Genomic DNA, 23,424 nt, shown 5'->3' with positions numbered 1-23,424 from the left:
CGATCCTTGGCCCCATGCGTCGGGGAACACGGACCCAGGCCGAGCGGGACGAGGCCACGGTCGAGATCGGTTATGCGTTGCTGAGCGGCTGCTTCCTGTTCGCCGTGGTGTTCGGGGTGATCGCCGGCCCGGTGCTGGTGTGGGACCTGCCCGCGGTGCTCGACAGGTCGCTGCCCGCCACCGGCGCCACGGTGGCCGGTGTGCTCGCCGCGGTCCGGGTGGTGCACGTGCTGCGGCGGTACACCCGGGCGGCGCGCGGCGACATCTCGCTGTGACCGCGGCTCAGGCCGCCGCGGTGCGCAGGGCCAGCGCGACCAGGACGGCGGCGCTGATCCTGCCGACGACCGCCTTGAAGCGCCGGGACGCGGCGGCCCGGGTCGCCCGGCCGAGGATGAACGTCCAGGTCGCGAGCCAGAGGGTGATCACAGCGGCGTGGGCGGTCGCGAGGATCACGATCTGGCGGACCGCGGGCCGGCCGGGATCGATGAACTGCGGGGCAAGGGTGAGGTAGATGGATGCCGCCTTGGGGTTCAGGACGTTGCCGAGCAGGGCCTGCGCGTAGGTCGACCGCCGGGCCCGCGCCGCCCGGCCGGGGGCCGTGCGACCGCCGGGCCCGGATCCCGCGCCGCGCCAGGCCGAGATGCCGAGGACCAAAAGGTAGGCGGCCCCTGCCAGCCGGACGGCGGCGAACGCCTGGCTGGACCGCATGACCAGCGCGGACAGGCCGAGCGCCGCCAGCGCCGCGTGGACGTAGAGTCCGCTCGCCGTCCCGAGGACGACCGGCAGGCCCTCGCGGCGGCCGCGGGTCGTGACGCGCTGGACCAGCAGGGTCAGGCTGGCCCCGGGGGTGGCGACCAGCGGCAGGACCGCGGCGAGGAATCCGGCCACGGCGTAGAGGCTCACGGCTGCGTCCGGTCCGTGGCCGCTTCAGGCCACCACGCGGAAGTGGGTGACGACCCGCCGGCCCTCGATGACGTGGAAGGCGAGTCCGGGCGGCGCGTCCAGGTCGGCGACCTGGTCCCCCTGCCAGGGGAGGCCCAGCGTCCAGATCGTGGCGGGGGCCATCAGCAGGGGGCGCCCGGCGAACTCGGCGGCGGCGGCCGTGTGGGCGTGCCCGGTGACCACGGCGAGGACCTGCGGGTGCGAGTCCAGCAGCTCGGCCAGTTCGTCGGGCCGCCCGAGCCTGATCGAGTCCGGCAACGGGTGGTGCAGGATGACCGGCGGGTGGTGGAAGGCGAGGACCGCGGGGGTGGATCCGTCGAGGGCGTCCAGCTCGGCGGAGATCCAGGCGAGCGTCTCGGGGGCGAGCAGCCCGTCGTGGCGGCCGGGGATGGTCGAGTCGGCCATGAGGATCGCCGCGCCGGCCACGTGGTGGACGCTGTTGACCGGCGCGTCGCCGGCTGGCTGCCCCAGCAGGGCCTTCCGGTAGGCCGCGCGCACGTCGTGGTTGCCGGGGCAGGTGAGCACGGGGAAGGGCGCGGTGAGGATCTCCGCCGCCTGCTCGTACTCCGCGGGTTCTCCGTGGTCGGCGATGTCGCCGGTGACCAGGAGCGCGTCCGGGGGCCTCGGCAGCGCTCGCAGGTGGTCCATGACGCGGGTGGCCCTTTCTGCCGCCCTGACGGTGCCGTCGAGGTGGAGATCGCTGATGTGTGCCAGGAGGATCACGGGTCACCTTTTTTTCTCTGACGCGAAGAGGATTGTCTAACGGTGAAAGCTCGTCGATGCGTTAGAGACGGTAGGGTATGCCTCGGCCCCCGATCAAGGGGGTTCGCGGCACGGCAGCCGATCGGACGGAGCCCATGGACGGCGTGACGGCGACGGAGCGGTATCTCGCGCTCGAACTGGCGGGCACCATCCGCCATGACGGAGACGGCGGCGTCGCGGACGACCTGACCGATCCCACCGACCTGACGGCGTGGGTGCGAAGCCGCGCCGGTCTGCTCGAAGGAGCGCTGGACGCGGGGAGCTTCACCGCGGACGAGCAGGCCCTCGCGGCGGTGGTGTCCCTGCGCGAGGCGGTACGCGCGCTGTTCGCGCGAGCCGTCAGCCCCGCCCCGCCGAGCAGCGCAGACGCCCATCGGCTGATCTCCGCCGATGCCGCACTGGAGCGGATCAACACCGCCGCCCTGCGGGTGCCGGCGAGTCCGCAACTGGCGTGGCCTGCCGACGCTCCTCCGTCACTGCGGACGGTCGCGCCCGGCGCATCCCCCGACACGATCGCGGCGCTCGGCGCGGCTCTCGCCTGCGCCGCCATCGACTTCCTGGCCGGGCCGCACTACGGGCAGCTGCGCGCCTGCACCGCCCCTCGGTGCGTTCGCTACTTCCTCAAGGGCCACGCCCGGCAGGAGTTCTGCAAGCCCTCCTGCAGCAACCGCGCCCGTGCGGCCCGCCACTACCGGCGCCACCGCTCGCCGGGCAGTCCCTGAGCGGGCGGCCCGGCCCGGTCGGTCCCCGCGCGGCCGGGTCGGTGCCGCCGGACCCGGGCCGGCCTGTGAGGATGGCCGGGTCAGGCGGGCCGCGGGCAGGGCGGTCCGTTCGAGGTCGAGGAGCGTACCGGGTGTCGCAGCAGGTGCCGCAGGGCCTGGCCGAGCGGATGGAACGCCACCAGGTGGCGGTCTATCTCGCCGCGATGGCCGTCGGCGCACTGCTCGGGTGGGCCGCCCCCGCCGCCGGTCCCGGTCTTGGACACGCCATCAACCCCGTGCTCGCGGCGCTGCTGTTCGTCACCTTCCTCCAGGTGCCCGCGGCGGATCTGCTGCGCGCGGCACGCGGCGGCCGCTTCCTCGCCGCGGCGCTCACCGTGAACTTCCTCGTGGTCCCGCCCGTGGTCGCGGCCGTGTTCGGTTTCCTGCCGGACGACCAGGCCGTGCGCCTGGGAGTGCTGCTGGTCCTGCTGTGCCCGTGCGTCGACTACGTGATCGTCTTCAGCGGCCTTGCGGGCGCCGCGGCCCACCGCCTGCTGGCGGTCACCCCGGTCCTGCTGGTCGTGCAGATGCTCCTGCTGCCGCTGTTCCTCTACGCGTTCCTGGGTTCCGGGCTGTCCGACGTCGTCCACGCCGGGCCGTTCCTGCGGGCGTTCCTCTTCCTGATCGTCGTCCCGCTCGCCCTGGCGTGGGCGCTCCAGGCATGGGCCGGGCACCGCGACGCCGGCCGGAGGGTCTCCGACACGGTGACCGGCGCCATGGTCCCGCTGATGGCCGCGACCCTGCTGACCGTTGTCGCCTCGCAGGTGCCCGAGGTCGGCGGCCACTTCGCGGACGTGGGCGCCGTCGTCCCGGTCTACGTGGCCTTCCTGGTCGTCATGTCCTTCGCGGGCCGGGCGGTGGCCCGGCTTTTCCGCCTGGACGTGCCCGCTTCCCGGGCGATCGTCTTCACCGGCGCCACCCGGAATTCGCTCGTCGTCCTGCCCTTGGCGCTGGCACTGCCCGACGACCTCGCCGTCGCCGCGGTGGTCGTGGTCACCCAGACGCTGGTCGAGGTCCTCGGCATGGTGGCCTATGTGCGGGTCGTCCCTGCCATGCTTCCGGCCGCGCCCTGACCCTCCGTTTCGCGCGCCGGCGCGGCGGCCGCGACGGTGAAGCGGCGCACGCCGGGTGCGGCGGCGGTCCCCGCGCAGGCCAGTCCCACCGCGATCGACGCGGCCCAGAGCGGGGCCTGCGGGCCCCACGCGCTCGCCGCGAGCGGGGCGACCACGTAGCCGAGGGGCATGGCCGCCAGGGACAGCAGCCAGTCGTACGAGGTGACACGGGCCAGTACATCGGGCGGGATGACGGCTTGGACGGTGGTCTCCCAGACCGGGTTGAGGAACCCCAGGCCCGCCAGGGCCACGCCGTAGGCGGTGATGACGGCGGCGGCCGGCGCGCCGGCCGCGAACAGGGCAAGGGGCAGCGCGTACGTCGCCAGGCCGAGGTTGGCCACGAGTACGGGGTGGGTGAGGCGGGCGCGTCCGGCGAGCAGGGAGCCGAGCAGCAGGCCGACGGCTCCGGCCTGGAGGATCGCCACCCAGGTGTGTTCGCCGCCCAGCCGCTGTACGGCGAGGGCCGGGCCGAGCGTCATCAGTACCGCGGCCGCGCCGTTCCAGGTGGCGTGGGCCAGCAGGCTGGTCCAGTACCAGTCGCGGTTGCGGACCTCCTGCCAGCCCTCCACCAGGTCGACACGCAGGGAGCCGCGGGGTACGGGGACGTGGACGACGCGCATCGCCGCGGTGAGTGCCGCGCTGGCCGCGAAGGAGACGGCGTCCAGCACGAAGGCCCAACCGGGTCCCACGGTGAGGATCAGCGCACCGGCCAGGGCGGGGCCGCCCAGGCCGGTGGCGCTCTTGACGACGCCGAGCGCGGAGTTGGCGGCCTGCCGCTGCGAGTCCGGCACGGAACCGGTGATCAGCCGCGGCAGGCTCGGCATGGCGAACGCGGAGCCGGCGCCGCCGATGGCCTCCGCGACCGCGATCTGCCACAGCCGCGGTGACCCGCCGAGCAGTTGGACGCCGACGCAGAGTTGTGCGGCGCAGCGTACGAGATCGGTGGTGAGCGCGACCGTCCGAGCGTTGAACCGGTCCGCGACCACGCCGCCGAGGGGCAGCAGCAGGAGTCTCGGCACCATCACGCAGCCGAGGACGAGAGCGAGCGCGGATGTGGAACCGGTGGCCCGCAGCACGGCGAGGGCCAGCGCGGCGGGCACGACGGCGTCGCCGACGAGGGACAGCGACTGCCCGAGAAAGAGCAGCCGGAAGGAGCGTTCGCGCAGCGGTGGGTATGCCATGCCGCGCAATCTATTTCGGTACCGAACTTTCGTCAACGAACTATCTGGCGCCGAACCTTCAGCTGCCGAAGGGCCGGGACGTAGGCTGGGCACCGTGGAGAAGAAGGAACCCCGGGGACGCGACAGGACCGACGAGCACATCGACCGGTGGATGACGGTGCTTCCGGACATGAATCCCGACATCGAGGGCGCCGTGACCCGGATGCAGAAGATCACCTCGCATCTGGGCAAAGTCCGCGAACGGTCGCTGGTCAACCACGCCTTGGAGCGTCACGAGTTCGACACCCTGCACAAGCTCGCCGCCCGCGCGGGCCGGGCGACCCCCTCCGAGCTCGCCGCCGACCTCGACCTCGCCCCCGCCTCGGTCACCGGTCGCCTCGACGCGCTGGAGCGCCGCGGCTTCGTGCGCCGTACACCGTCGACGAAGGACCGGCGCCGGGTCGACGTCGAGCTGACCGATTCCGGGCGGGCGATATGGCTTGGCGCGATGGATGTCGTCGGGCACGAGGAGTACCGCCTCCTCGGCGTCCTGTCCGACGACGAGCGCCGCGCCCTGTCGGACATGCTGCGCCGCATCGCGCTGGCCGCGCAGTCGCACGAGGGCGCTTCCTGACGTCCGGGCCGGTCCGCGGCCGCCGCCGGCCGCCACCCGCTTCCCCCCGGTCAGGCCACCGCGACCGCCGACGCGGCCCTACCCGTCGAGTTCGGTGAACAGGGTCAGCTGGAGGTCGCCGGGGCCCTCCAACCGGGAGTTCAGCGAATTCCACGGGGTGCGTGTCGGCTCGGCCATCACTTCGGCTCCAGCGGCAGCCAGCTCCGACGTGGCGGCTGCGGAGTCGTCGACCCGGAAGGCCACCCGGATGTGGCCGGCCACGCGCCGCCCGACCTCGACGTCGTCCACGAAGGCCGCGTGCCCGGGGTCGGCCAGCTCCAGGGTCGCCCTGCCGGCGTCGAGGATGGTGACCCGCCCGTCGGGCGAGGAGAACGCGCCGCGCTCGGTCAGGCCGAGCACGTCGCGGTAGAAGTGCAGCGCCGCGTCGTAGTCGTCTGCCGTGACCACCAGGCGGAGTTCACGGACGGCGGGCTGGTCGGACATGTCTGCTCCTCGGGGTCGACGGGTACGGACCCGTCAACCCGGCGCCCGGCCGCACGATTCCCCGCCCCCTCGGTCCCCGTACGCCGGCTTCCCTGCCACTCCCGGCGCCCGCGGCCGACCCTGAGCGCTCAGGCGCCGACGGTCCCGTCGACGCCCTCGCGCAGGAAGTCGGCATGCCCGTTGTGGCGGCCGTACTCCAGGAGCACGTGCAGCATCACCATCCGCAGCGACACCTGCTCCTCCCATCTCGGCTGGTATCCGGTCTCGTCCAGGGACTCCGCCGCACGCTCGATCCTGCGCGAGTTGGCCACCTCGGCCTCCCAGGCCCCGAACGCCTCCTGCCGTGTCGACGAGCTCGCGTCGTAGGCCGCCTGGAAGTCGATCCTTCTCGACCAGACCAGGGGCGCGTCGTTGTCCTCGAACACCCGGCGGAACCAGGCGCGTTCCACCTCCGCCATGTGCCGCACCAGGCCGAGCAGCGAGAGCGTCGACGGCGGCATGGACTGCCGGCGCAGCTCCTCGTCGGCGAGTCCTTCACACTTCATGGCCAGGGTCGCCCGGTGGTAGTCCAGGAAGGCCCTGAGCATCTCGCGTTCGCTGCCGGAGTTGGGCGGTCCTGTGCGATCGTCGCCGGTCACCGTGCACGCCCCTTGTCGCCACCCGTACCCCTGGCTCATCCGTCCGGGGTACTGCCCGCACCTCGGTCACGGCGCGGCTCGTGGCGGTGATCATACGTGCCGCGCCGCCGCGGCCCGAGCGTGCGTGCGGGTCGCGCGGCCCCCGGGAAGGGGCGGGCCCGCCGACCCGGCCTGCACCATCGCGGCACGATCGGTCCCGGTAGGGCAGCATGAAGCCATGACAGCCGTCTCACTCGTCCAGGGCGACATCACCCGGCAAAGCGTCGACGCCATCGTCAACGCCGCGAACTCCTCGCTGCTCGGCGGGGGCGGTGTCGACGGTGCCATCCACCGCCACGGCGGACCGGAGATCCTCGACGCCTGCCGGGCCCTGCGGGCCTCGCACTACGGCAAGGGGCTCGCCGTGGGACAGGCCGTCGCCACCACGGCGGGGCGCCTGGACGCACGCTGGGTGATCCACACGGTGGGCCCCGTGTGGTCGGTGGAGGAGGACCGCTCGGCCCGACTCGCGTCCTGCTACCGGGAATCGCTGCGGGTCGCCGACGAGCTGGGCGCCGCCACGGTCGCCTTCCCCGCCGTGTCCACCGGCGTCTACGGCTGGCCGCTGGACGACGGTGCGCGCATCGCCCTGGAGACCGTGCGGGACGCGGACACCGCGGTGGCCGAGGTGCGGTTCGTGCTCTTCGACGAGACGGCCTACGCCGCGTTCGCCGGCCGGCTCCACGGGTGAGGGCGGAACCTCACCGGCCCTGGGCGCCGGGCGGCACAGTCCGCGCTGTCCGATGAGGCCGCACACCTCGCCCATGGGGCGTGGTCGGGCGAACGACCGGTAGACCGTGTGCAGCCAGGCGCTGTGACCTCGCCGAGCCGCCGCATCGCACGGCCTGCGGGGCGGGACACCCGGCCGTCGCGCGCAACCGCGCGGCGGGGAGCGGAGGATGGTGCCTGCGCCCTTCGTGCGCCAGACTGCGCGGATGGATACCGGCAGGGCGGTGGAAGTGGTCGGACAGGCCGTGGCGGCGGCGCGCGCCGCCCGGGAGACCGATGAGTGGGACGACTACGGGACGCTGCTGTGGCAGGCGGCCGGCAGTCCGGGGGCACTGCCGCTCGGCCTCGGCCTGATCGCGTCGCAGGATGCGCTCGAACGCGAGGTGGGCTGCGACCTGCTGGGCCACGCCAGCAACCGCGACGAGGCGGTCCGCGCCGAGGCGGCGGCCGCGCTGGTCGCGCTCGCCGGGCTGGAGAGCGAGCCACGCGTTCTGTCGTCCCTGGCCCGTGCCGTCGAGATGACGTACGACCGGCGCGCCGTCCCCGTGCTCGCCACCCTCTCCCGGCATCCCGACGCCGAGGTCAGGCAGCAGGTGGCAGGCGCCTTCGCGGGCATCACCAGCGGGCAGCCGGACGGGCCCGACATCCGCGCCCTGATCACACTGACCCGCGACGAGGATCCCGAAGTGCGCAGTTGGGCGACCTTCACGCTGGGCTTCCAGTCCGAGGCCGACAGCCGCGCGATACGGACCGCACTGTGGGAGCGGACGGCCGACGAGCACGCGGACGCCCGCGAGGAGGGCATCCACGGGCTCGCCCGGCGGCATGTCCTGCGCGTCGTCCCGCTGCTCGCGGACCTGCTCGACGATCCCGACGGCGCGCACGTCCTGACCTTCCGCGCGGCGCAGATCATGGGGGTGCCCGAACTGCTTCCCGCCTTGCTGGAGTACGGTCCCGGCGTCGCCGAGGCGGAGGCGGCCGTACGGGCATGCGACCCGCGGCAGCGCGCCCTGCTGGACACGTCGGCCTGGGAACTGGTGTGCGCCCTGCATCAGTTGCGGCCCGACCTGGACGCCTGCCTGTACATGGAGCGCTTCGACTGCGGGCTGACCCTCGGGCTCGACACGGAGCGCGGTCCCGCGGTCTACGACGTCGAGGCGCTGCTCGGCCGCGCGGACGGCGACCCCGCGCTCGCGGCCGGACTCGTCGCGTCCGAGTCCGAGTCCGCACGCCGGTAAGGCGTTCGCGGCCGCACGCGCCCCTCCCCCGGCCGGCGCCCGCGGCCCTGGGCGCCGCGCCGGGCACGTACGGCCACAACCGGTGTCCCGGAACGCGGAGGCCTGGTGGGGCCCGCCGAGCACATCACCGAGCACGTCCGCACCCTCATGTCGGGCAGCCTCGCCGATCCCGAAGCCGCCGCCCCTGACGCCCGGCACTCAGATGAGCGAACTCCCGTGCCCGCCGCCCTGCCCGTATCTCGATGGACGGGCCCCCGCCGTCAGGCACCGTCGATGCGGTCGAGCAGTTCCCCGGCCTCGACGGTGCGCCGATGGTCGGCACCGAAGGCGGCACGGCATGCGGTGTGGGCCGCGGCGGCCAGGGAGCGGGCCTCGCTCTGGCGGCCCAGCGCCAGGTAGGCGTTGGCCATGACCAGTTCGACGGCGCCGGTCTCCACGCGGCAGTCCTCCTCGGGCAGGCTCCGGCGCAGCGCGTCGATGCGCTCCGCCTCGGCGACGGCCTCCTCGTGGCGGCCCTGGCCGTTGAGGCTGCGGGCCAGGCCCAGCCGCAGGACCACGGCCAACCGGCCCTGTCCCCGGTGGGCGGCGAGCGCCTCCGCGGCGACCGCTTCCGCCTCCTGGTGGCGTCCTTGGGCGTTCAAGGCGAAGACCAGGCCGTTGCGGGCCGCCCCGGCTATGAGCTCCATCTCCGGCCCGGTGCCGCGGTCCGCCGTCCGTGCGACGGCCGCGCACTCCGCCTCGGACTCGGCGTGCCGGGCAAGCGAGGTCAGCTGCTGGGCCCGGTCGGAGCGCAGCTTCAAGGTCTGCGGGTGCTCCGCGCCGAAGATCCTGCCGAAGTCCGGCAGCACGGCGTCGTATTGCGCGACGGCCTCGGCGTGGCAGCCCTGCGCGCCCGTCGCCATCGCCGCCAGGCTCAGTGCCAGCGGCCCGTACTGGTCGTCATGCGGCCGGGACCTGGCGACGGCGCGGGCCTCGGCCTCGGCTGCGGCATAACGCCCCGCAAGATAGAGGGCTGTGGCCTGGGCCAGAGGTGATCCGGTCGCCCGTCCGGCGTCGTCGCGACCCCGCTTTCCGAAGAGCTTCATGCCGGGAGCATACGGACCGCGCCCATTACGCTCGTGACCGGTGGAGAGGGGCGTCGCTGATGCACAGACAGGAACCGCCGGATCCGGCCGGGCTGGCGGAACCGCTCGCCTTGGCAGGTCTTGTCGCGGTGCGGCATGGGCAGAGTGCCGCGAACGTCGCCTTCGCGGAGGCGGCCCGCACCGGGGATACCGGGCTGCCGGTGGCCGGGGCCGACGCGGATGTCGCACTCTCCGACCTCGGGGCGGTGCAGTCCGCCGCGCTTGGGCGCTGGTTCGCCGGTCTCGGGCAGGCCCTGCGCCCGGACCTGGTGGTCTGCTCGCCCTACCGGCGGGCCCGCGAGACCTGGGCCGCCATGGCGCGGACGGCGTCGGACGGCGGCTGCCCCGTGCCGCGGATGCTCGTCGACGAGCGGCTGCGCGACCGCGAGATGGGCGTCTTCGAACTGCACCCGCCCGCCGCCCTCCAGGAGCGGGCGCCGGAGGAGGCCGAGCGGCGTGCCCGGCTGGGTGACTGGGCCTACCGGCCGCCCGGGGGCGAGTCCCTGGCCGATGTCGCCCTGCGGGTCGGGGACCTCCTCACCCGGCTCGACCGCACACTGCCCGGCCGGCGGGTGCTGCTGGTCGCCCACGACGGCGTCATGGTCGCCCTGCGCCACGTGATCGACGGCATCGGCGCCCCCGCGCCTGACGGCGTCACGCCGGTTCCCAACGCCTCGGTCTGCGCGTGGGAGGGCGACGGCCGCCGGCTGCGGCTCACCGCCTGGGCCACCACCGCCCACCTGACCGGGGACGCGGCGCCGTGAGCCGGCCGGGCGGGGGCCGCGGCCGAGCCCCCGGGGGCCCGCGCGGGCGGGTCGTCGCCAGGCCGGAGGCAGGCATCCCTGTCGTTCAGAGGAGGTTGGCGAGCAGGACGAGGAGTGCGAGGGCCGCCAGAGCCGCGGCGGCGATCTGCCACGTACGGTGCCGGGAGGGCAGGGCCCGTACCCGGAGGGTGTCGTTGCGCGGGAAGACGTAGTAGACCCGGTCCGCCAACTGGTGCACCCGCACCCGGGCCAGCGGCAGATACCGCAGGGTGGCGCGTCGTGCGATCTCGTCGGGCTCCGCCGCCAGGTCCGACTGAAGGGTCGTGAACTCCTTGGCGAGGTGCGGCGGCAGGGGGTCGCCTGGCGCCAGCGTGGTCGTGCTCCAGTCTCCCGTGTGGCGGGCGAGCAGCCTTGCCGGACGGGCAGGCCGGGTCTCGGACAGCCGTATCGCGACCTTCTTCGGCGTGCGGGTGATGACGGCTTCCGTCCAGGTCACCGTCCCGCCGGTGCCGCCGCAGCTCTTGTGGGGCACGGTGCCCGCCGTCCGGCAGTCGGGGCAGTCGCGCTTGCCCTTGCCCTCGCAGACGGGGCAGGGCACGCGTCCCTGCCCGCGGCACCCGGGGCACGCGGTCTCGGCCGCACCGCACCTCTTGCAGCCGACCAGGTCCGCGGGCGGCGTGACGGCACCGGCCCGGTCCTGGCCCTTCCTGCGCCCGGTGCCGTGGCAGCGGGTGCACGGATCGATGCCGTGGCAGGCCGCACAGGGGACGGATGCCTCGCAGGGCAGGTCGCCCTGGCCGCGGCAGCGTTGGCAGGCGACCTGCCCGTTGCCGCAGTCGCACAGCTTCTCCTCGACCGAGCCCCGTCGCACCAGCTTCCGCGTCATCGGGGTGTAGGGGTAGGCGGGCGGGTCGAGGGATATGCCGGCCAGCGAGTCGTACACCGGCCGGTCCGACAGATCGATCCGGCCGTCGTGCCGCTGCCCGTCCTGCCTGCGGGACTCGATGCAGCGCTCGATCGCACCTTCGAGAAGGGGGTGCCAGGTGACCTCGGCGGCGCCCGGCAGGGTCACCGCCACGGGGCTGCCGGCACCGAGACGGCGCTGTACGGCCTCCAGAACGTCCTTGTCATCGAGCACGACGGTCCCCTTCTGCGCACCCCGGCCGGCAGGCAGGCCAAGGCCCGGCCGAGGGCCTGTCCTCCGGTCTGCGCGGCGATCCGGACAACGGCCCCGACTTCTCCTGGTTCCAGAACGTTAGCGGGCCGGCACCCCGCGGCCCAGGGGTCCCGCGAGGGGACGCACTCCCCCGCGGGCTCCGGCGCGGGAGCCCCTCGGCCCGCTCGCCCGCCCCCGCCTCGTACGGGAGCAGCCGATTGCCCTGCCGGACGGCGGCGGGGTGCGTTACCGTCGGCTCACACACGGTCAGGTACGTGCAAGGGGGAAGACCCAGGTGTTCGGTGCGGAGATTGTCGTGGGGTACGTGTGCGCGTACCTGGTGCGCAAAGCCCGCGGGGCGGCCGGCGCGGCGGATGCCGAGGTGGACCGGGCGGTGGAGGCCGGCATGGGCAGGGTCCACGATCTCGTGTCCCGCGCGCTGGGCGATGACCCTGCCCTGGAGCAGGCCGACCGGCAGGCTCCAGGCGGCGAGGAGGCGATCAGCGAGCGCACCCGCCGCCGGTTGACCGACGCTCTCGACGACGCCCTGGACGCCGATCCGGAGCTGCGCTCCGCGCTGGAGCAGGCCGTCGCCGACCTGCGCGAGGCGGAGGGGGGCGCGGGGACGGTCACCGCCACCGGTGACGGCATCGCCGTCGGCGGAAATGTCGAGCTGAAGGCCGACCACGGCTCCGCCGCGGCGCTGCGCATGGGCAACGTGACATTGGGAAACCCTCCGCCGCCGGGCACGCGACAGGGCTGAGCGCTCCCGGCACCACATCCGACAGCCCGCCGGCGTCCGCCGGCCCGCCGGACGCCGGCACCCGCACCATGGCCGCGGCCACCTCCGGCGGGGTGGCCGCGGCACGGGACATCGGCCAGGTCAACCAGCACACCCACCTCTACGGTGCGGTGCGGGCGCTCGCACGGCTGCCGCACCAGGTCGGGGTCATCCCACCGCGGGCCGGTTCCTTCCAGGACCGCAGCGAACGCGCCAGGCTGGGCCGGGACCTCACCGACACCGGCGGCGCGGCCCCCGCCCAGCCCTCGGGCAGCGACCGGGTGCTGGTGGGCATGGGCGGGGTCGGCAAGACCCAACTGGCCGCCGACCACGCCCGCACCGCCTGGACCGACGGCGAACTCGACCTGCTGGTGTGGATCACGGCGAGCAGCCGCGCGGCCGTCATCGCGGGCCTGGCCAGGGCAGGCACCGACCTGCTGGGCACCGATGCCGGCGACCCGGACGCGGCCGCGGCCGCCTTCCTGGCATGGCTCGAGCCCAAGGCGGCGCAGCCCAGCTGCCGGTGGCTGATCGTGCTTGACGACTTGGCGGACCCCGCCGACATGGCCGGGCTGTGGCCGCCGGCCGGCCCCACCGGCCGGGTACTGGTCACCACCCGCCGCCGCGACGCCGCCATGACCGTCGGCGGGCGGCGCCGCATCGACGTCGGCCTGTTCACCCCCGCGGATGCGATCGCGTACCTCGCCACCGCCTTGGCCGAGCACGGCAGGACCGAGACCCGGGAGGATCTGGCCGCGCTGGCCGAGCAGCTCGGGCACCTTCCGCTGGCGCTGTCCCAGGCCGCCGCCTATATGAGCGACACGGCCATGACCAGCGCGGATTACCGCCGGCTGCTCGCCGACCGCACCGCGACGCTCGTCGACGCGGCGCCCGACGCGCTGCCCGACGGCCAGACCCGCCCCGCGGCCGCCGCATGGCACCTGTCCCTCGAACGTGCCGACGCCATGCGCCCGTCGGGGCTGGCCCGCCCGCTGCTCCATCTCGCGGCTTTCCTCGACCCCAACGGTATTCCCGAGACCGTGCTGACCTCGGCGCCCGCGCTCTCCCATCTCACCGGGCACCGCACCCCCGACCCGGCGGGCGGGCGCCCGGACGGCGCGGGGCCGCCGGTCACGGCCGCGCAGGCGGGTCTGGCCCTGCGGGTGCTGCACCGCCTCAGCCTCATCGACCACACTCCCGCCGACACGCATCGCGCCGTCCGGGTCCACGCGCTCGTGCAGCGCACCACTCGCGACACCCTCACGGCCGCCCAGCGGGAAGACAGCGCCCGCGCCGCCGCCGACGCCCTGCTGACCGCCTGGCCCGACATCGAAAGGGACACCGACCTCACCCAGAGCCTCCGCTTCAACGCCGCGACGCTCGTCACTCACGCCCGCTCCGCCCTCGTCGAGCCCCGCGCCCACCCCCTGCTCTTCCGGCACGGACGCAGCCTCAGCCAGTGCGGCCAGGTCAACGCCGCCTTCCGGCACTTCGAAGGCGTCGCCGAGGCGACCAGGCGGTTCCTCGGCCCTGACGACCCCGACACCATGGCCGCCACGCACGAACTCGCCCTGTGCCAGGGACAGGCCGGGGACGCCGCCGGTGCCAGGGACGCCTTCGCCGCGCTGCTGGACGACCGCAGGCGCGTCCTGGGCCCCGACCACCCCGACACCCTCGACGCCCGCAGCGAGCTCGCCTTCTGGCAGGCGGAGGCAGGGGACGTCATCGGGGCCGTGAAGGCCTTCGCCGCGCTGCTGGACGACCGCAGGCGCGTCCTGGGCCCCGACCACCGCGACACCCTCACCACCCGCAGCAACCTCGCCTACACCCAGAGCGAGACGGGGAACGCCGCCGACGCCGTGGAGGCGTTCACCGCACTGCTGGAGGACCGCACGCGCGTCCTGGGCGCCGACCACCCGGACACCCTCATGGCCCGCCACCAGGTGGTCTTCTGGCAGGCCAGGACATCGGCCCGCGAGGACTTCGAAGCGGCCTTCTCCGGTCTTCTCGCCGACTACGTACGGGTCCTGGGCCCCGACCACCCCAACACCCTCACCACCCGGGGCAACATCGCCCACCGGAAGGGGGAGCAAGGAGACGCCACCGGCGCCGTCACCGCCTACGCCGAACTGCTGGCCGACCAGCAGCGCGTGCTGGGCCCCGACCACCCCGACACCCTCAGCACCCGCGCCGGCCTCGCCTACTGGCGGGGACGGGCCGGAGATGCCACCGGCGCCGTCACCGCCTACACGGAACTGCTGGCCGACCGGCAACGCGTGCTGGGCCCCGACCACCCCGACACCCTCACCACCCGCGCCGGCCTCGCCCACTGGTACGGGGAGACCGGGGACATGGCCCGCGTCATCAGCGCCTACGCCGAACTGCTGGCCGACCGGCAGCGCGTGCTGGGCCCCGACCACCCCGACACCCTCACCACCCGCAACAACCTCGCCCACTGGCGGGGACGGGCCGGAGACGCGACCGGCGCGGCGACCGCCTACGCGGAACTGCTGGCCGACCGGGAACGCGTGCTGGGCCCCGACCACCCCCACACCCGGATCACCCGGTCGAACCTCTTCCACTGGCAGCGGGAGAGCCGCGAGCCGCCGGGCAACCGGTAGGTGGGCGCGGCGGGTTCAGAGGGACGGGTACGGTTTGACGCTGACCGCCGGGCCGTGTGAATAGCGGGCCACGGCGGCGGCCGCCGCACCGGTGACCTTCACCAGGGCCAGGCCGTCGGCCGGCACCCGGACCAGACCGCCGATCGGGGTCACCGCGACGGCTTGCTGGGAATGGCCCTTGGACGGCTGGTCGTACACGAGGTAGGCGATCCGGACGTACACGTCGAAGGCGTCGTGGTTGGTCAGCCGGAGTGCGGTGAAACGGCTGAACTTGTCGACCTTCGCCCCGCTGGCGCTGATCGGCTGGACGGTGATCTCCTGGGTGCCGGCGCGGTGCGGGGCGAGCCGCACGCCGCGCACGGTCACCCGCACGTCGGCGACGTCGTGCTCGCCCTGCCCGGAGAAGCGCAGGATGTCGAGGCCGTATCCGTAGGGCACGGCGAGGGTGCCGCGGTCGCTGCCGTAGACGGTGCGGACCTTCACATGGGGCAGCACCCGCCGATGGGAGTCCAGGGCCGTGTAGACCAGCGTCGGGACCAGGGACCTCTCGTCGTCGTTCTTGATGTCGACGGTCTGGTTGATGGTCTCCTTCTCCGGCCGTGTGCCGTGGTAGGTGAACGACAGCTCACCGGCCAGCTCGTCCTCGGTCGGCGTCGGCTTCGGCTTCGGCTTCGGTGCCGGGGTGGCGGCGGTACGCGTGGGATCCGCCGCGGGGGACGACGCCGAGGTCCTGCCGACGGCCACCCGTCCCGCGTCGCCCGGTCCGCACCCGCTCAGCACCGCCGCGGCCAGCGCGCACACGGCGCCGGCGACCACACGTCTGCCTGCCCCCACGACCTGCCTGCTTCCCGTGCTGACGCACTGCCGGATCTCCCCGCCGGGAGAGTATCCGATCACGTGTTCCCCTCGGGCGGCGGTCCGCGCGGGCGTGAGTCAGGCGGCAGTCCTGGTGACCTTGCCGAGGAAGGCGTCCAGATTGCGCCGGGTACGGGCGATCTGCTCCTCCAGGGTGAGCGTCTCCTCCATGCGGCGGACGAGCGGCGAGGTCTTCTTGCCGCGGATGTAGAGCGAGCACGCGAGGTCCGCGCACATGTAGAGGGCCACCGTGTTGCCCTGCCGGCCCGCCGGTCCGGCGAGCGGGGCGGCGAGCAGGTCGACGCCGCCACCGCCGTGCCCGGTGAGGCACAGCCCGCACAGGCTGCTGCGGAGCAGATTCCGCCGGGCGCCCGGGGCGACGCGCAGCGCCAGGCCCACCGGCTCAGCACCGTCCACCGGGCTCACCAGATACGCCCGGTCCGGCGCCCCCGGGTCCCGCCAGCCCACGAAGTCCAGGTCCGCCCAGGGCAGTTCCGACAGGTCTCGGGGCAGGCTGATCCGCTTGGCCTCTCCTTTGGAGCAGTTCACGAAGGAGGCGCGCAGTTCGGCGTCGGTGAGGGCGTCCATGACGGCGAAGCTACCCGGTGCGGTGCGCGCCTTCGACCGGTTTTTCCCGGGGTGCCCGGCGCGGGTCGCGTTCCGCGCCGGGCACCGCCGCCGGGTGTGCGGCGGCGCGGGTGGGGTCAGGCCGCGAAGGCGGGCCGCAGCACGTCCTGGCACCACTGCCGGAAGGTCGTCGGGGAGGCGGCCGACGAGGGGCGCGGCACGGTGTCGTAGACGCCGGCTTCCGCGGCGGCCGCCATGTCCAGCAGGCCCTGCGCCCACGCCGGGCTCACGCCGTGGCCGATCAGGGCGGCCCGCTGGGTCTCGGGGTCGACCCGGCGGTAGGTGATCGGGCGGCCGAGCACCTCCGACATGATCCCGGCCATGTCGTCGGGCGAGAGGTCTTCCGGGCCGGGAAGCGGTATGTCCTGCTGACCGGTCCAGGTGTCGTCGAGCAGCAGTGCCGCGGCGGTGGCGGCGATGTCGCGGGTGGCGCAGGCCGGGGTCCTGCGGTCGCCGGGCAGCAGGCCGAAGAACACGCCCTGGTCCCTGAGGGGTCCCACCTGCCGGAGCATGTTCTCCATGAAGCCGGGCATACCGAGCGAGCGGTAGTGCACCCCGGTGCTCTCGATGAGGTGGTCCATCGCGAGGACCGCGGAGATCTGCCCGGCGTTCCTGGCCCTGCCCCTGCCGAGGCTCGACACGCCGACCACCCGTCGGACGCCCTCGGAGGCGATCGCGTCGCACAGCGGCCGGGTGAAGCCGATGACGTGGCCGTGGACGCTCTCGGCGCGCGGGTCGGGCGGCAGCACCCAGAGCACGCTGTCGGCGCCTGCACAGGCCTCGGCGACCGCGGCGGTGTCCTGTGTCGACCCCTTGACGATGTCGACCCGTTCGCGGATGTCCGCGGACAGCTTGGAGGGGTCGCGGGCGATCACCCGGACCGGTGCGCCGCCCTCGATGAGGTGCGCGAGGACCTGGTGGCCGATACTTCCGGTGGGTGTGGTGACGACGATCATGCGTCTCTCCTAGCCGGCTCGACGAAAGTAAACTCTACCGTACCGTTTACTTTGCTGCACAGGGAGGACCCATGGCAAGGCGCGGCGATGAACTGCGGGACCACATCCTGCGGACGGCCAAGGACGTCTTCCTGGAAACGGGCTTCGAGCGCGCCTCGATGGACACGCTCGCCGCGCGCGCGTCGACGTCGAAGCGGACGCTCTACGCGCACTTCGAAAGCAAGGACAAGCTCTTCCTGGCCGTCGTCGACCTGGTGCGCGAGCTGTACCTCGACCGGCTCAGGACACCCGGCGAGTACGCGGAGGACAGCGCGGAAGCCGTCGTGCTCTACTGCGGCCGGTTCCTGCAGATGCTGCTGTGGGAGCCGACCGTGCGCATGTGCCGGCTGGGAATCGCCGAGGCCGAGCGTCTGCCCGAGGCGACGGCCCGGTACTACGACGCGATCTTCCACTCGGCGCACCAGCGCCTGGCCGACCACATCGGCGAGCACTACGCGCTGCCGCCCGCGGACTGCACGCGTATCGCGCACGAACTCGTCGGGCACACCATCCACCCGCGCTTCCTGCGGGCGCTGTTCGGCACCGGGCAACTGATCACCGAGCGGCCGCAGAAGGCGTCGATCGCCGCGGACGTCGACCTCGCCCCGGTGCGCGCCGCCGTCGCCGCGGCCCTGCCACCGGGGCGCCGACCGCCCGGCCGCAGCGCGCACCGGCCGGCTGGCACGCTCCCAGGACAGAACAGCTAGGGCTTGATCCCGACGCCCGCCCACAGGCTCACGTCCTCGTCCGACACGCTCGGGACGTCGGTGCGCGTCGTCTCCTCCGGGCGCCACCGGTGTCCGAGGGCGACTCCGGGGTCGATCAGTTCGAGGCCGTCGAAGAAGCGTTCGACCTCCTCCCGGGTGCGGACCTGGGCCGGCGTCCCCGACCTGCGGTAGACGCCCTCGATCTCCGCCCACACCTCGGGGGCGAAGTCGGGCGTGCAGTGGCTGAGCGCCAGCGCGGAACCCGAGGGCAGCGCCGCCATCAGCCGGGAGACGATGCCGTAGGGGTCGCGGTCGTCGGGGATGAAGTGCATCAGCGCGTTGAGGCTCAGGGCGACCGGCCGGGACAGGTCGAGGGTGGCCGCCAGCGTCTCATCGGACAGGATCGAGTCGGGGTCGGTGGCGTCGGCCTGTACATAGGCGGTGCGGCCGGCCGGGGTGCTGCGCAGCAGCGCACGGGCGTAGTTCAGCACGATCGGGTCGTGGTCGACGTAGACCACCCGGGCGTCCTCGGTGACGCTCTGCGCCACCTCGTGGAGGTTGGGTCGGGTCGGGATGCCGCTGCCGACGTCCAGCCACTGCCTGATGCCGTACGAGCGGGCCAGCACGCGGGTGGCGCGGTGCATGAAGTCCCGGTTCTCCAGGGCTGCTCGGAAGATGCCGGGGAAGATGGTCGCGACCTCGTCGGCCGCCTCGCGGTCCGGACGGTAGTTCGTCCGACCGCCGAGGTAGTAGTCGTACATCCGCGCGCTGTGCGGTATGTCCGTACGGATGCCGGCCTGCGGCCCGGGTACGGATTCCGTGTCGTCGAGCGTCGTCTCGTCCGTCATGTCCACTACCCCGCCGCCACTCAGGCCCCGGGCCGGACCCCGGGTGATCACCGCTTTCCTGGCCGCCATCATAGGCCGCGGCCCGGAAGGCCCGGCGCCTCACCCCTCCCAACGCCCTTTGTTTTCACGCCCGTTGATCATTCCGCGAGGGCGCCGCCGCGCCCCGGGCCCGGCCGCGAGGTGCGGCCGGGCCCGGGGCGCGCGTGGAGGGGTCAGGCCTCGTCGGGGGTGGCCACCGGCCGCGGGCGGCCCAGCAGGGCGGCGGCGGCCAGGGCGGCTGCAAGCACCGCCAAGGCGGCGCAGGCCGCCTGCGCGGCGCCGGAACCCGCAAGCGCGCTGCCGACGCTGTGCCGCAGGAGGTCGGCGGTGCCGAGCAGCGCGGTCAGTGCGTGCAGCAGCAGCGCGGCGACGGCCGCCACCGCGACCAGTGCCCACACCCATACGGCGTCGCGCAGGGCGAGGAGCACGGAGAGCGCGACGCAGACGACTGCGAGCGCCGGAGACAGGTCGTCGGTGTAGCCGACGGCCGGCAGTCCCGCGGGGTCGGCAGGCAGCTGGATCAGGCCGAGCACCGGCAGCAGCCCGGCGGTGACCCACCGCAGCGCGGACCCGGCGCGCCGCCGCTGTTCGCCGCCGTTCCCAGCGGGCGCGTCCCTGGGGCCCGCGGCGGGGTCGGCGAGCGGTACGGCAGCCGGCGCGTGCGGCTGGGCGGCAAAGGCCGGGGCGGGCCCGTGGGCCGGGGCGGCGGGCGGCGCCGACCCGGCCGCTCCCCCGGGCGGCGGGCCGAGGATGGCGGACGGGGTCGCGGGCGCCGCGGTGGGGCGACCGGCCGCCGCGGCGTGCGGGGCCTTGCCCGTCCCAGCGGTGCCCCGAAGCGCTGCGGGCGGCGCGGCGAACCGGCGCGCGGCGCCCGGCGGGGAGGCCGTGGCAGCGGGGCGGCGGCCGCGCAGCCGCGGGGTGCGTCTGATCAGACCGACGAGGGCGGCGACCTCGGCCAGCGGCCTGGCCGTCGCGGCGGTCCACAGCAGGGTGCGTATGGGGTCTCCGCGCCCGGAGGTGGCGGGTTCCTCGTCGCTTGCGGGGTGGGATGGGGACGACATGGCGCGGCTCCCTTTGCCGACGTGCCACGGGTGAGCACACACCGTGCGGGTTGCGGCGCGCTCCGCTGAGCGCGCGCTCTGTCACATGGCACCTCCTGTCGGCGCTCTCCGCCATCCGGGGCGGTCCGAACGGGCCGTCCGGGTGGGCCGGCGGCCCGCCATCGGGCCGCCGGCCCCCGTGCCGCGGTGCGGTCAGGCCGTCGTGTCGCGGACGGCCCAGCCGACCTCGATCCGGTTGCGGGGGTGTCCCGGTGCCCCGCCCCAGCGGTGGTGGATCTCCTGGGCGGGGCCGTCGAAGACGAAGCCATGGGCGGAGATCCAGGCCGCGACGGCGTCGTAGGCCGACTGGATGCGGGGCCACGCGGCGTCCTCGCCCTCGACCACGGTGCTCGCGAAGGGGGTCTCCTGCTGGTGCACGAGGTGGACGCCTGCCGCCGGCTCTCCCGGCACGGTGGCCTCCGGCTCGTAGGGCAGGCAGGCCTCCACCTCGGTCGTCGAGTCGTCGGTCATCGGGCCGTGGTAGCGGATGAACGCGGGTACGGGCAGGAAGAGCGGGCCCTTGCCGGCTTCGGTGTAGAGCGTCCGGTAGGCGGACCGGGCGAAGGCGTCGAGGCCTGCCGCGTCGACGGACGCACGGCAGGCCAGGGCGTGGATCGCGCCGCGCCGGCCAAGGTTGATGTCGGGGCTCATTCCTTCTCCTTCGGTCAGGGCGGCGATCAGGCCGCGCAGGACGACGTGCTGGCCGCGGACCCGCTGCGCCGCGGCGCGGACCCGGGTGTCGAGCTCGGGGACTATGTCGGCGCCCTCGGCATGGCGGTCCAGCAGGACGCGGATCCGCTCGACGGGGACGTCGAGTTGGCGCAGGGCGCGCACCAGCTGGGCCCGGCCGACCTGGGCGCGCGCGTAGTAGCGGTAGCCGGTGGCCGGGTCGGTGGCGGCCGGGGGCAGCACGCCGGCCGTGTCGTAGTGCCGCAGGGTCGTCACCGACAGGCCGGTGGCCTGCGCGAACTGCCCGATCGGCAGCAGGTCCTTGGTCTCCACGGGGATCAGCGTGCGGTCTCGGGCAGGGTGAGAGTCAAGGGATTCGCCGAGGGCTGTGCGCGGCGCTCCCGTGTGCCGACCGGCCGGCGGCCCGGCTGGCGGCACGGCGGGGCGGCGACGGGGCGGGGCGGCGCGAAATCCGGGTGTCCCATGGGGCGGGCGCTGCTACGGTGGCGGCATGATCACACACCAGTCGCGAATGACGGCCCCCGGACGGGGCTGCTGACGCGGACGGCGTGTGACGTGTCCGAGGCCCCTGGGACGGGGCCTCTTTTTCGTGCGCGCGACCGGGACGAGCCGTCCCGGCCGCGCCTCCGGAGCCCCGCCTCACCGAAGGAGGAGGTTCCGATGGAAAAGCAGCGCTTCTACGTCACGACGACGATTCCCTACGTCAACGCCCGGCCGCACCTGGGCTTCGCGCTGGAGCTCGTACAGGCCGACGTGCTGGCACGGCATCGGCGGCAGGCAGGCGACGAGGTGCGCTTCGTCAGCGGCACGGACGACAACTCGCTCAAGAACGTGCTGGCCGCGCAGGCGCAGGGCGTCCCGGTGCGGGATCTGGTCGACCGCAATGCCGAGGCCTTCGCCGCGCTGCGCGAGCCGCTGGCCCTGTCCTTCGACGACTTCGTCCGCACCAGCAGCGACCCGCGCCACCGGGTCGGTGTGGAGCGGCTGTGGCGGCGGTGCGCGGCGGCGGGTGATCTCTACCGCAGGCACTACGAGGGGCTGTACTGCGTGGGCTGCGAGCAGTTCTTCACCCCGGACGAGCTGGCCGGGCGGCGCTGCCCCGAGCACGGCACGGAACCCGTGCTCGTGGCGGAGGAGAACTGGTTCTTCCGGCTGTCGCGCCACGCCGACCCGCTGCGTGCCGCGATCGCCTCGGGCCGGCTGCGGATCGAGCCCGCCGTGCGCCGCAACGAGGTGCTGGCGCTCATCGACGGCGGGCTGCACGACTTCTCGGTGTCGCGCTCCCGGAGCCGGGCGCACGGCTGGGGCATCCCGGTGCCGGACGACGACGGGCAGGTCGTCTACGTGTGGTGGGACGCGCTGGGCAACTACGTCACCGGCCTCGGTTACGGCACAGGGGACGCGGCGTACGAGCGGTGGTGGTCGGGCGGCGGACGGCGGGTGCATCTGGCGGGCAAGGGCGTGCTGCGCTTCCACGCGGTGTACTGGCCGGCGATGCTGCTGTCCGCCGGGCTCCCGCTGCCGACCGACGTCCTGGTGCACGACTATCTGACGGTCGGCGGGCGAAAGATCAGCAAGTCGGCGGGGACCGGCGTCGATCCGGCGGCCCTGGTGGCCGATTTCGGTACGGACGCCGTGCGTTGGTGGCTGCTGCGCGAGGTGCCGCGGGTCGGTGACGCCGACTTCACCGCGGACCGGCTGGTCGCGCGGGCCGACGCCGACCTGGCGGGCGGCCTGGGGAACCTGGTGCACCGGGTGGTGACGATGGTGCACCGCTACCGCGGCGGCCGCCCGGGAGAGGCCTGCCAGGCGCCCGAGGGGACCCGCGCGCTGGTGCGGGCGGGCCTGGAGGCACCGCAGCGGGTCGCGGCGGCGCTTGCGGGGTACGACTTCCGGCGGGCCGCGGCCGCGCTGTGGACGGTGGCGGAGGAGGCGAACCGATGTATCGAGGCCACCCGGCCGTGGGATCTGGCGGCAGCCGAGCGCGGCGGTGACGCGGCGGCAGGCGCGCGCCTGGACGGCGTGCTGACCACGCTGCTGGACGCGTGCGGGCGGCTCGCGGTGCTGCTCGAACCGTTCGTTCCCGGTGTCGCGGCCCGTATCGGGGCGCAGTGCGCACCGTCCGGCGGTGTGCTGCCGCCGGCGCGCCCGGTGTTCGCGCGGCTCGGTGAGAGCGGGGGTCAGCGGACCCGGGACTCGTCCTCGTCGTCGTTCTCCTCGCCGGGGATGTAGACGTCGCGGACGTTGACGTTGATCTCCACGACCTCGAGGCCGGTCATGCGCTCCACCGCGTTCGCGACGTGCGAGCGGATCTGGGTGGCGGCGTCGGCGATCTCGGTGCCGTAGAGGACCACGACGTCCAGGTCGACGGCGGCCTGCTTCTCGCCGACCTCGACCTTCACGCCGCGGGTGAAGTCCGTCGAGCGCGACACCGTGTCGCGTACGGCACCCATCGCTCGGGACGCGCCGCCGCCCATGGTGTGCACCCCGTCGACCTCGCGGACGGCGACGCCGGCGATGACCGCCACCACGGAGTCGGCGATGGTGGTCTTGCCGCCGACGTCGTTGCGGCGGCTCGACACGGACCTGGACGCGTTCTCGGTGTTCGCCATGGGAATA

The 23,424-nt window shown here is 74.2% G+C and carries 25 protein-coding genes; 11 read left to right on the top strand and 14 right to left on the bottom strand.

Going from position 1 to position 23,424, the window contains the following annotated elements:
* The first annotated feature begins 14 nt into the window (after nucleotides 1-14).
* Nucleotides 15-275, top strand: a complete 261-nt coding sequence (locus ACGFMP_RS16705; RefSeq protein ID WP_393673107.1) for a DUF6332 family protein — start codon at nucleotides 15-17, stop codon at nucleotides 273-275.
* A gap of 7 nt (nucleotides 276-282) precedes the next feature.
* Here ACGFMP_RS16705 and ACGFMP_RS16700 read toward each other — a convergent pair whose 3' ends face one another.
* Both ACGFMP_RS16700 and ACGFMP_RS16695 read right to left on the bottom strand, forming a co-directional pair.
* Nucleotides 283-903, bottom strand: coding sequence for a LysE family translocator (locus ACGFMP_RS16700; RefSeq protein WP_393673106.1), 621 nt, complete (start codon nucleotides 901-903; stop codon nucleotides 283-285).
* Between the two features lie 24 nt (nucleotides 904-927).
* Nucleotides 928-1,662 carry a metallophosphoesterase gene (locus tag ACGFMP_RS16695; RefSeq protein WP_393673341.1) on the bottom strand — a complete coding sequence of 245 codons (735 nt, stop codon included), beginning with the start codon at nucleotides 1,660-1,662 and terminating at the stop codon, nucleotides 928-930.
* 137 nt (nucleotides 1,663-1,799) lie between these two features.
* On the opposite strand from ACGFMP_RS16695, the gene ACGFMP_RS16690 reads away from it, so the two are divergent.
* Both ACGFMP_RS16690 and ACGFMP_RS16685 read left to right on the top strand, forming a co-directional pair.
* Nucleotides 1,800-2,426, top strand: a complete 627-nt coding sequence (locus ACGFMP_RS16690; RefSeq protein WP_393673105.1) for a CGNR zinc finger domain-containing protein — start codon at nucleotides 1,800-1,802, stop codon at nucleotides 2,424-2,426.
* 167 nt (nucleotides 2,427-2,593) lie between these two features.
* The gene (locus ACGFMP_RS16685) at nucleotides 2,594-3,538 is read left to right on the top strand and encodes an arsenic resistance protein (RefSeq protein ID WP_393673340.1); all 945 of its coding nucleotides are present in this window, start codon (nucleotides 2,594-2,596) and stop codon (nucleotides 3,536-3,538) included.
* On the opposite strand, the gene ACGFMP_RS16680 is transcribed toward ACGFMP_RS16685, so the two are convergent.
* A complete protein-coding gene (locus ACGFMP_RS16680) occupies nucleotides 3,496-4,758 on the bottom strand; it encodes an MFS transporter (RefSeq protein WP_393673104.1) in 1,263 nt (420 codons plus the stop codon). The two genes, ACGFMP_RS16685 and ACGFMP_RS16680, sit on opposite strands and share 43 nt — an antisense overlap.
* Before the next feature lie 151 nt (nucleotides 4,759-4,909).
* On the opposite strand from ACGFMP_RS16680, the gene ACGFMP_RS16675 reads away from it, so the two are divergent.
* Nucleotides 4,910-5,371: a MarR family winged helix-turn-helix transcriptional regulator gene (locus tag ACGFMP_RS16675; protein ID WP_393673339.1), complete on the top strand. Its 462-nt coding sequence runs from the start codon at nucleotides 4,910-4,912 to the stop codon at nucleotides 5,369-5,371.
* Between the two features lie 78 nt (nucleotides 5,372-5,449).
* Here ACGFMP_RS16675 and ACGFMP_RS16670 read toward each other — a convergent pair whose 3' ends face one another.
* Together ACGFMP_RS16670 and ACGFMP_RS16665 are read right to left on the bottom strand one after the other, a co-directional pair.
* Entirely contained in the window at nucleotides 5,450-5,854 is a 405-nt protein-coding gene (locus tag ACGFMP_RS16670; protein WP_393673103.1) for a VOC family protein, read from the bottom strand.
* A gap of 128 nt (nucleotides 5,855-5,982) precedes the next feature.
* Nucleotides 5,983-6,492: a DinB family protein gene (locus ACGFMP_RS16665; RefSeq protein ID WP_393673102.1), complete on the bottom strand. Its 510-nt coding sequence runs from the start codon at nucleotides 6,490-6,492 to the stop codon at nucleotides 5,983-5,985.
* Nucleotides 6,493-6,709: 217 nt separating this feature from the next.
* On the opposite strand from ACGFMP_RS16665, the gene ACGFMP_RS16660 reads away from it, so the two are divergent.
* Together ACGFMP_RS16660 and ACGFMP_RS16655 are read left to right on the top strand one after the other, a co-directional pair.
* The gene (locus tag ACGFMP_RS16660; RefSeq protein ID WP_393673101.1) at nucleotides 6,710-7,222 is read left to right on the top strand and encodes an O-acetyl-ADP-ribose deacetylase; all 513 of its coding nucleotides are present in this window, start codon (nucleotides 6,710-6,712) and stop codon (nucleotides 7,220-7,222) included.
* Nucleotides 7,223-7,466: 244 nt separating this feature from the next.
* Nucleotides 7,467-8,498 (top strand): HEAT repeat domain-containing protein, encoded by a 1,032-nt coding sequence (locus ACGFMP_RS16655; protein ID WP_393673099.1) that lies wholly within the window; start codon nucleotides 7,467-7,469, stop codon nucleotides 8,496-8,498.
* Between the two features lie 260 nt (nucleotides 8,499-8,758).
* On the opposite strand, the gene ACGFMP_RS16650 is transcribed toward ACGFMP_RS16655, so the two are convergent.
* Nucleotides 8,759-9,583, bottom strand: coding sequence for a tetratricopeptide repeat protein (locus ACGFMP_RS16650; RefSeq protein WP_393673098.1), 825 nt, complete (start codon nucleotides 9,581-9,583; stop codon nucleotides 8,759-8,761).
* Between the two features lie 59 nt (nucleotides 9,584-9,642).
* On the opposite strand from ACGFMP_RS16650, the gene ACGFMP_RS16645 reads away from it, so the two are divergent.
* Nucleotides 9,643-10,386, top strand: coding sequence for a histidine phosphatase family protein (locus ACGFMP_RS16645; RefSeq protein WP_393673096.1), 744 nt, complete (start codon nucleotides 9,643-9,645; stop codon nucleotides 10,384-10,386).
* A gap of 85 nt (nucleotides 10,387-10,471) precedes the next feature.
* Here ACGFMP_RS16645 and ACGFMP_RS16640 read toward each other — a convergent pair whose 3' ends face one another.
* Nucleotides 10,472-11,524, bottom strand: coding sequence for a hypothetical protein (locus tag ACGFMP_RS16640; RefSeq protein WP_393673095.1), 1,053 nt, complete (start codon nucleotides 11,522-11,524; stop codon nucleotides 10,472-10,474).
* Between the two features lie 334 nt (nucleotides 11,525-11,858).
* Between ACGFMP_RS16640 and ACGFMP_RS16635 the strand changes: the two genes are divergently transcribed.
* Together ACGFMP_RS16635 and ACGFMP_RS16630 are read left to right on the top strand one after the other, a co-directional pair.
* The gene (locus ACGFMP_RS16635; RefSeq protein WP_393673093.1) at nucleotides 11,859-12,305 is read left to right on the top strand and encodes a hypothetical protein; all 447 of its coding nucleotides are present in this window, start codon (nucleotides 11,859-11,861) and stop codon (nucleotides 12,303-12,305) included.
* Nucleotides 12,306-12,373: 68 nt separating this feature from the next.
* Nucleotides 12,374-14,944 (top strand): tetratricopeptide repeat protein, encoded by a 2,571-nt coding sequence (locus ACGFMP_RS16630; RefSeq protein WP_393673091.1) that lies wholly within the window; start codon nucleotides 12,374-12,376, stop codon nucleotides 14,942-14,944.
* A 15-nt stretch (nucleotides 14,945-14,959) separates the two neighbouring features.
* On the opposite strand, the gene ACGFMP_RS16625 is transcribed toward ACGFMP_RS16630, so the two are convergent.
* From ACGFMP_RS16625 to ACGFMP_RS16615, 3 genes are all read right to left on the bottom strand, one after another.
* Nucleotides 14,960-15,778 carry a hypothetical protein gene (locus ACGFMP_RS16625; protein WP_393673089.1) on the bottom strand — a complete coding sequence of 273 codons (819 nt, stop codon included), beginning with the start codon at nucleotides 15,776-15,778 and terminating at the stop codon, nucleotides 14,960-14,962.
* Between the two features lie 99 nt (nucleotides 15,779-15,877).
* Nucleotides 15,878-16,387: an FBP domain-containing protein gene (locus tag ACGFMP_RS16620; RefSeq protein ID WP_393673087.1), complete on the bottom strand. Its 510-nt coding sequence runs from the start codon at nucleotides 16,385-16,387 to the stop codon at nucleotides 15,878-15,880.
* Nucleotides 16,388-16,503: 116 nt separating this feature from the next.
* Nucleotides 16,504-17,382 carry an NAD(P)H-binding protein gene (locus ACGFMP_RS16615; RefSeq protein ID WP_393673085.1) on the bottom strand — a complete coding sequence of 293 codons (879 nt, stop codon included), beginning with the start codon at nucleotides 17,380-17,382 and terminating at the stop codon, nucleotides 16,504-16,506.
* A gap of 71 nt (nucleotides 17,383-17,453) precedes the next feature.
* On the opposite strand from ACGFMP_RS16615, the gene ACGFMP_RS16610 reads away from it, so the two are divergent.
* Entirely contained in the window at nucleotides 17,454-18,128 is a 675-nt protein-coding gene (locus ACGFMP_RS16610; RefSeq protein WP_393673084.1) for a TetR/AcrR family transcriptional regulator, read from the top strand.
* Here ACGFMP_RS16610 and ACGFMP_RS16605 read toward each other — a convergent pair.
* The 3 genes from ACGFMP_RS16605 to ACGFMP_RS16595 form a co-directional block, all read right to left on the bottom strand.
* On the bottom strand, nucleotides 18,125-18,976 hold the full coding sequence (locus ACGFMP_RS16605) for an SAM-dependent methyltransferase (protein ID WP_393673083.1): 852 nt from the start codon (nucleotides 18,974-18,976) through the stop codon (nucleotides 18,125-18,127). The genes ACGFMP_RS16610 and ACGFMP_RS16605 overlap by 4 nt on opposite strands.
* Nucleotides 18,977-19,188: 212 nt before the next feature.
* Nucleotides 19,189-20,076 carry a hypothetical protein gene (locus tag ACGFMP_RS16600; RefSeq protein ID WP_393673081.1) on the bottom strand — a complete coding sequence of 296 codons (888 nt, stop codon included), beginning with the start codon at nucleotides 20,074-20,076 and terminating at the stop codon, nucleotides 19,189-19,191.
* Nucleotides 20,077-20,268: 192 nt separating this feature from the next.
* A complete protein-coding gene (locus ACGFMP_RS16595; protein ID WP_393673080.1) occupies nucleotides 20,269-21,117 on the bottom strand; it encodes a MerR family transcriptional regulator in 849 nt (282 codons plus the stop codon).
* 348 nt (nucleotides 21,118-21,465) lie between these two features.
* Here ACGFMP_RS16595 and metG point away from each other — a divergent pair, with 348 nt between their 5' ends.
* Nucleotides 21,466-23,037, top strand: coding sequence for a methionine--tRNA ligase (metG, locus tag ACGFMP_RS16590; RefSeq protein WP_393673079.1), 1,572 nt, complete (start codon nucleotides 21,466-21,468; stop codon nucleotides 23,035-23,037).
* Here metG and ACGFMP_RS16585 read toward each other — a convergent pair.
* A complete protein-coding gene (locus tag ACGFMP_RS16585; RefSeq protein WP_393673078.1) occupies nucleotides 22,986-23,417 on the bottom strand; it encodes an Asp23/Gls24 family envelope stress response protein in 432 nt (143 codons plus the stop codon). The genes metG and ACGFMP_RS16585 overlap by 52 nt on opposite strands.
* Nucleotides 23,418-23,424 lie beyond the last annotated feature (7 nt).

The sequence above is a fragment of the Streptomyces sp. NPDC049040 genome (genome assembly GCF_043197715.1).
GTDB lineage: Bacteria > Actinomycetota > Actinomycetes > Streptomycetales > Streptomycetaceae > Actinacidiphila.
The sequence above is the reverse complement of the archived record's forward strand: the minus strand, read 5'-3'. Positions and strand labels throughout refer to the sequence as shown.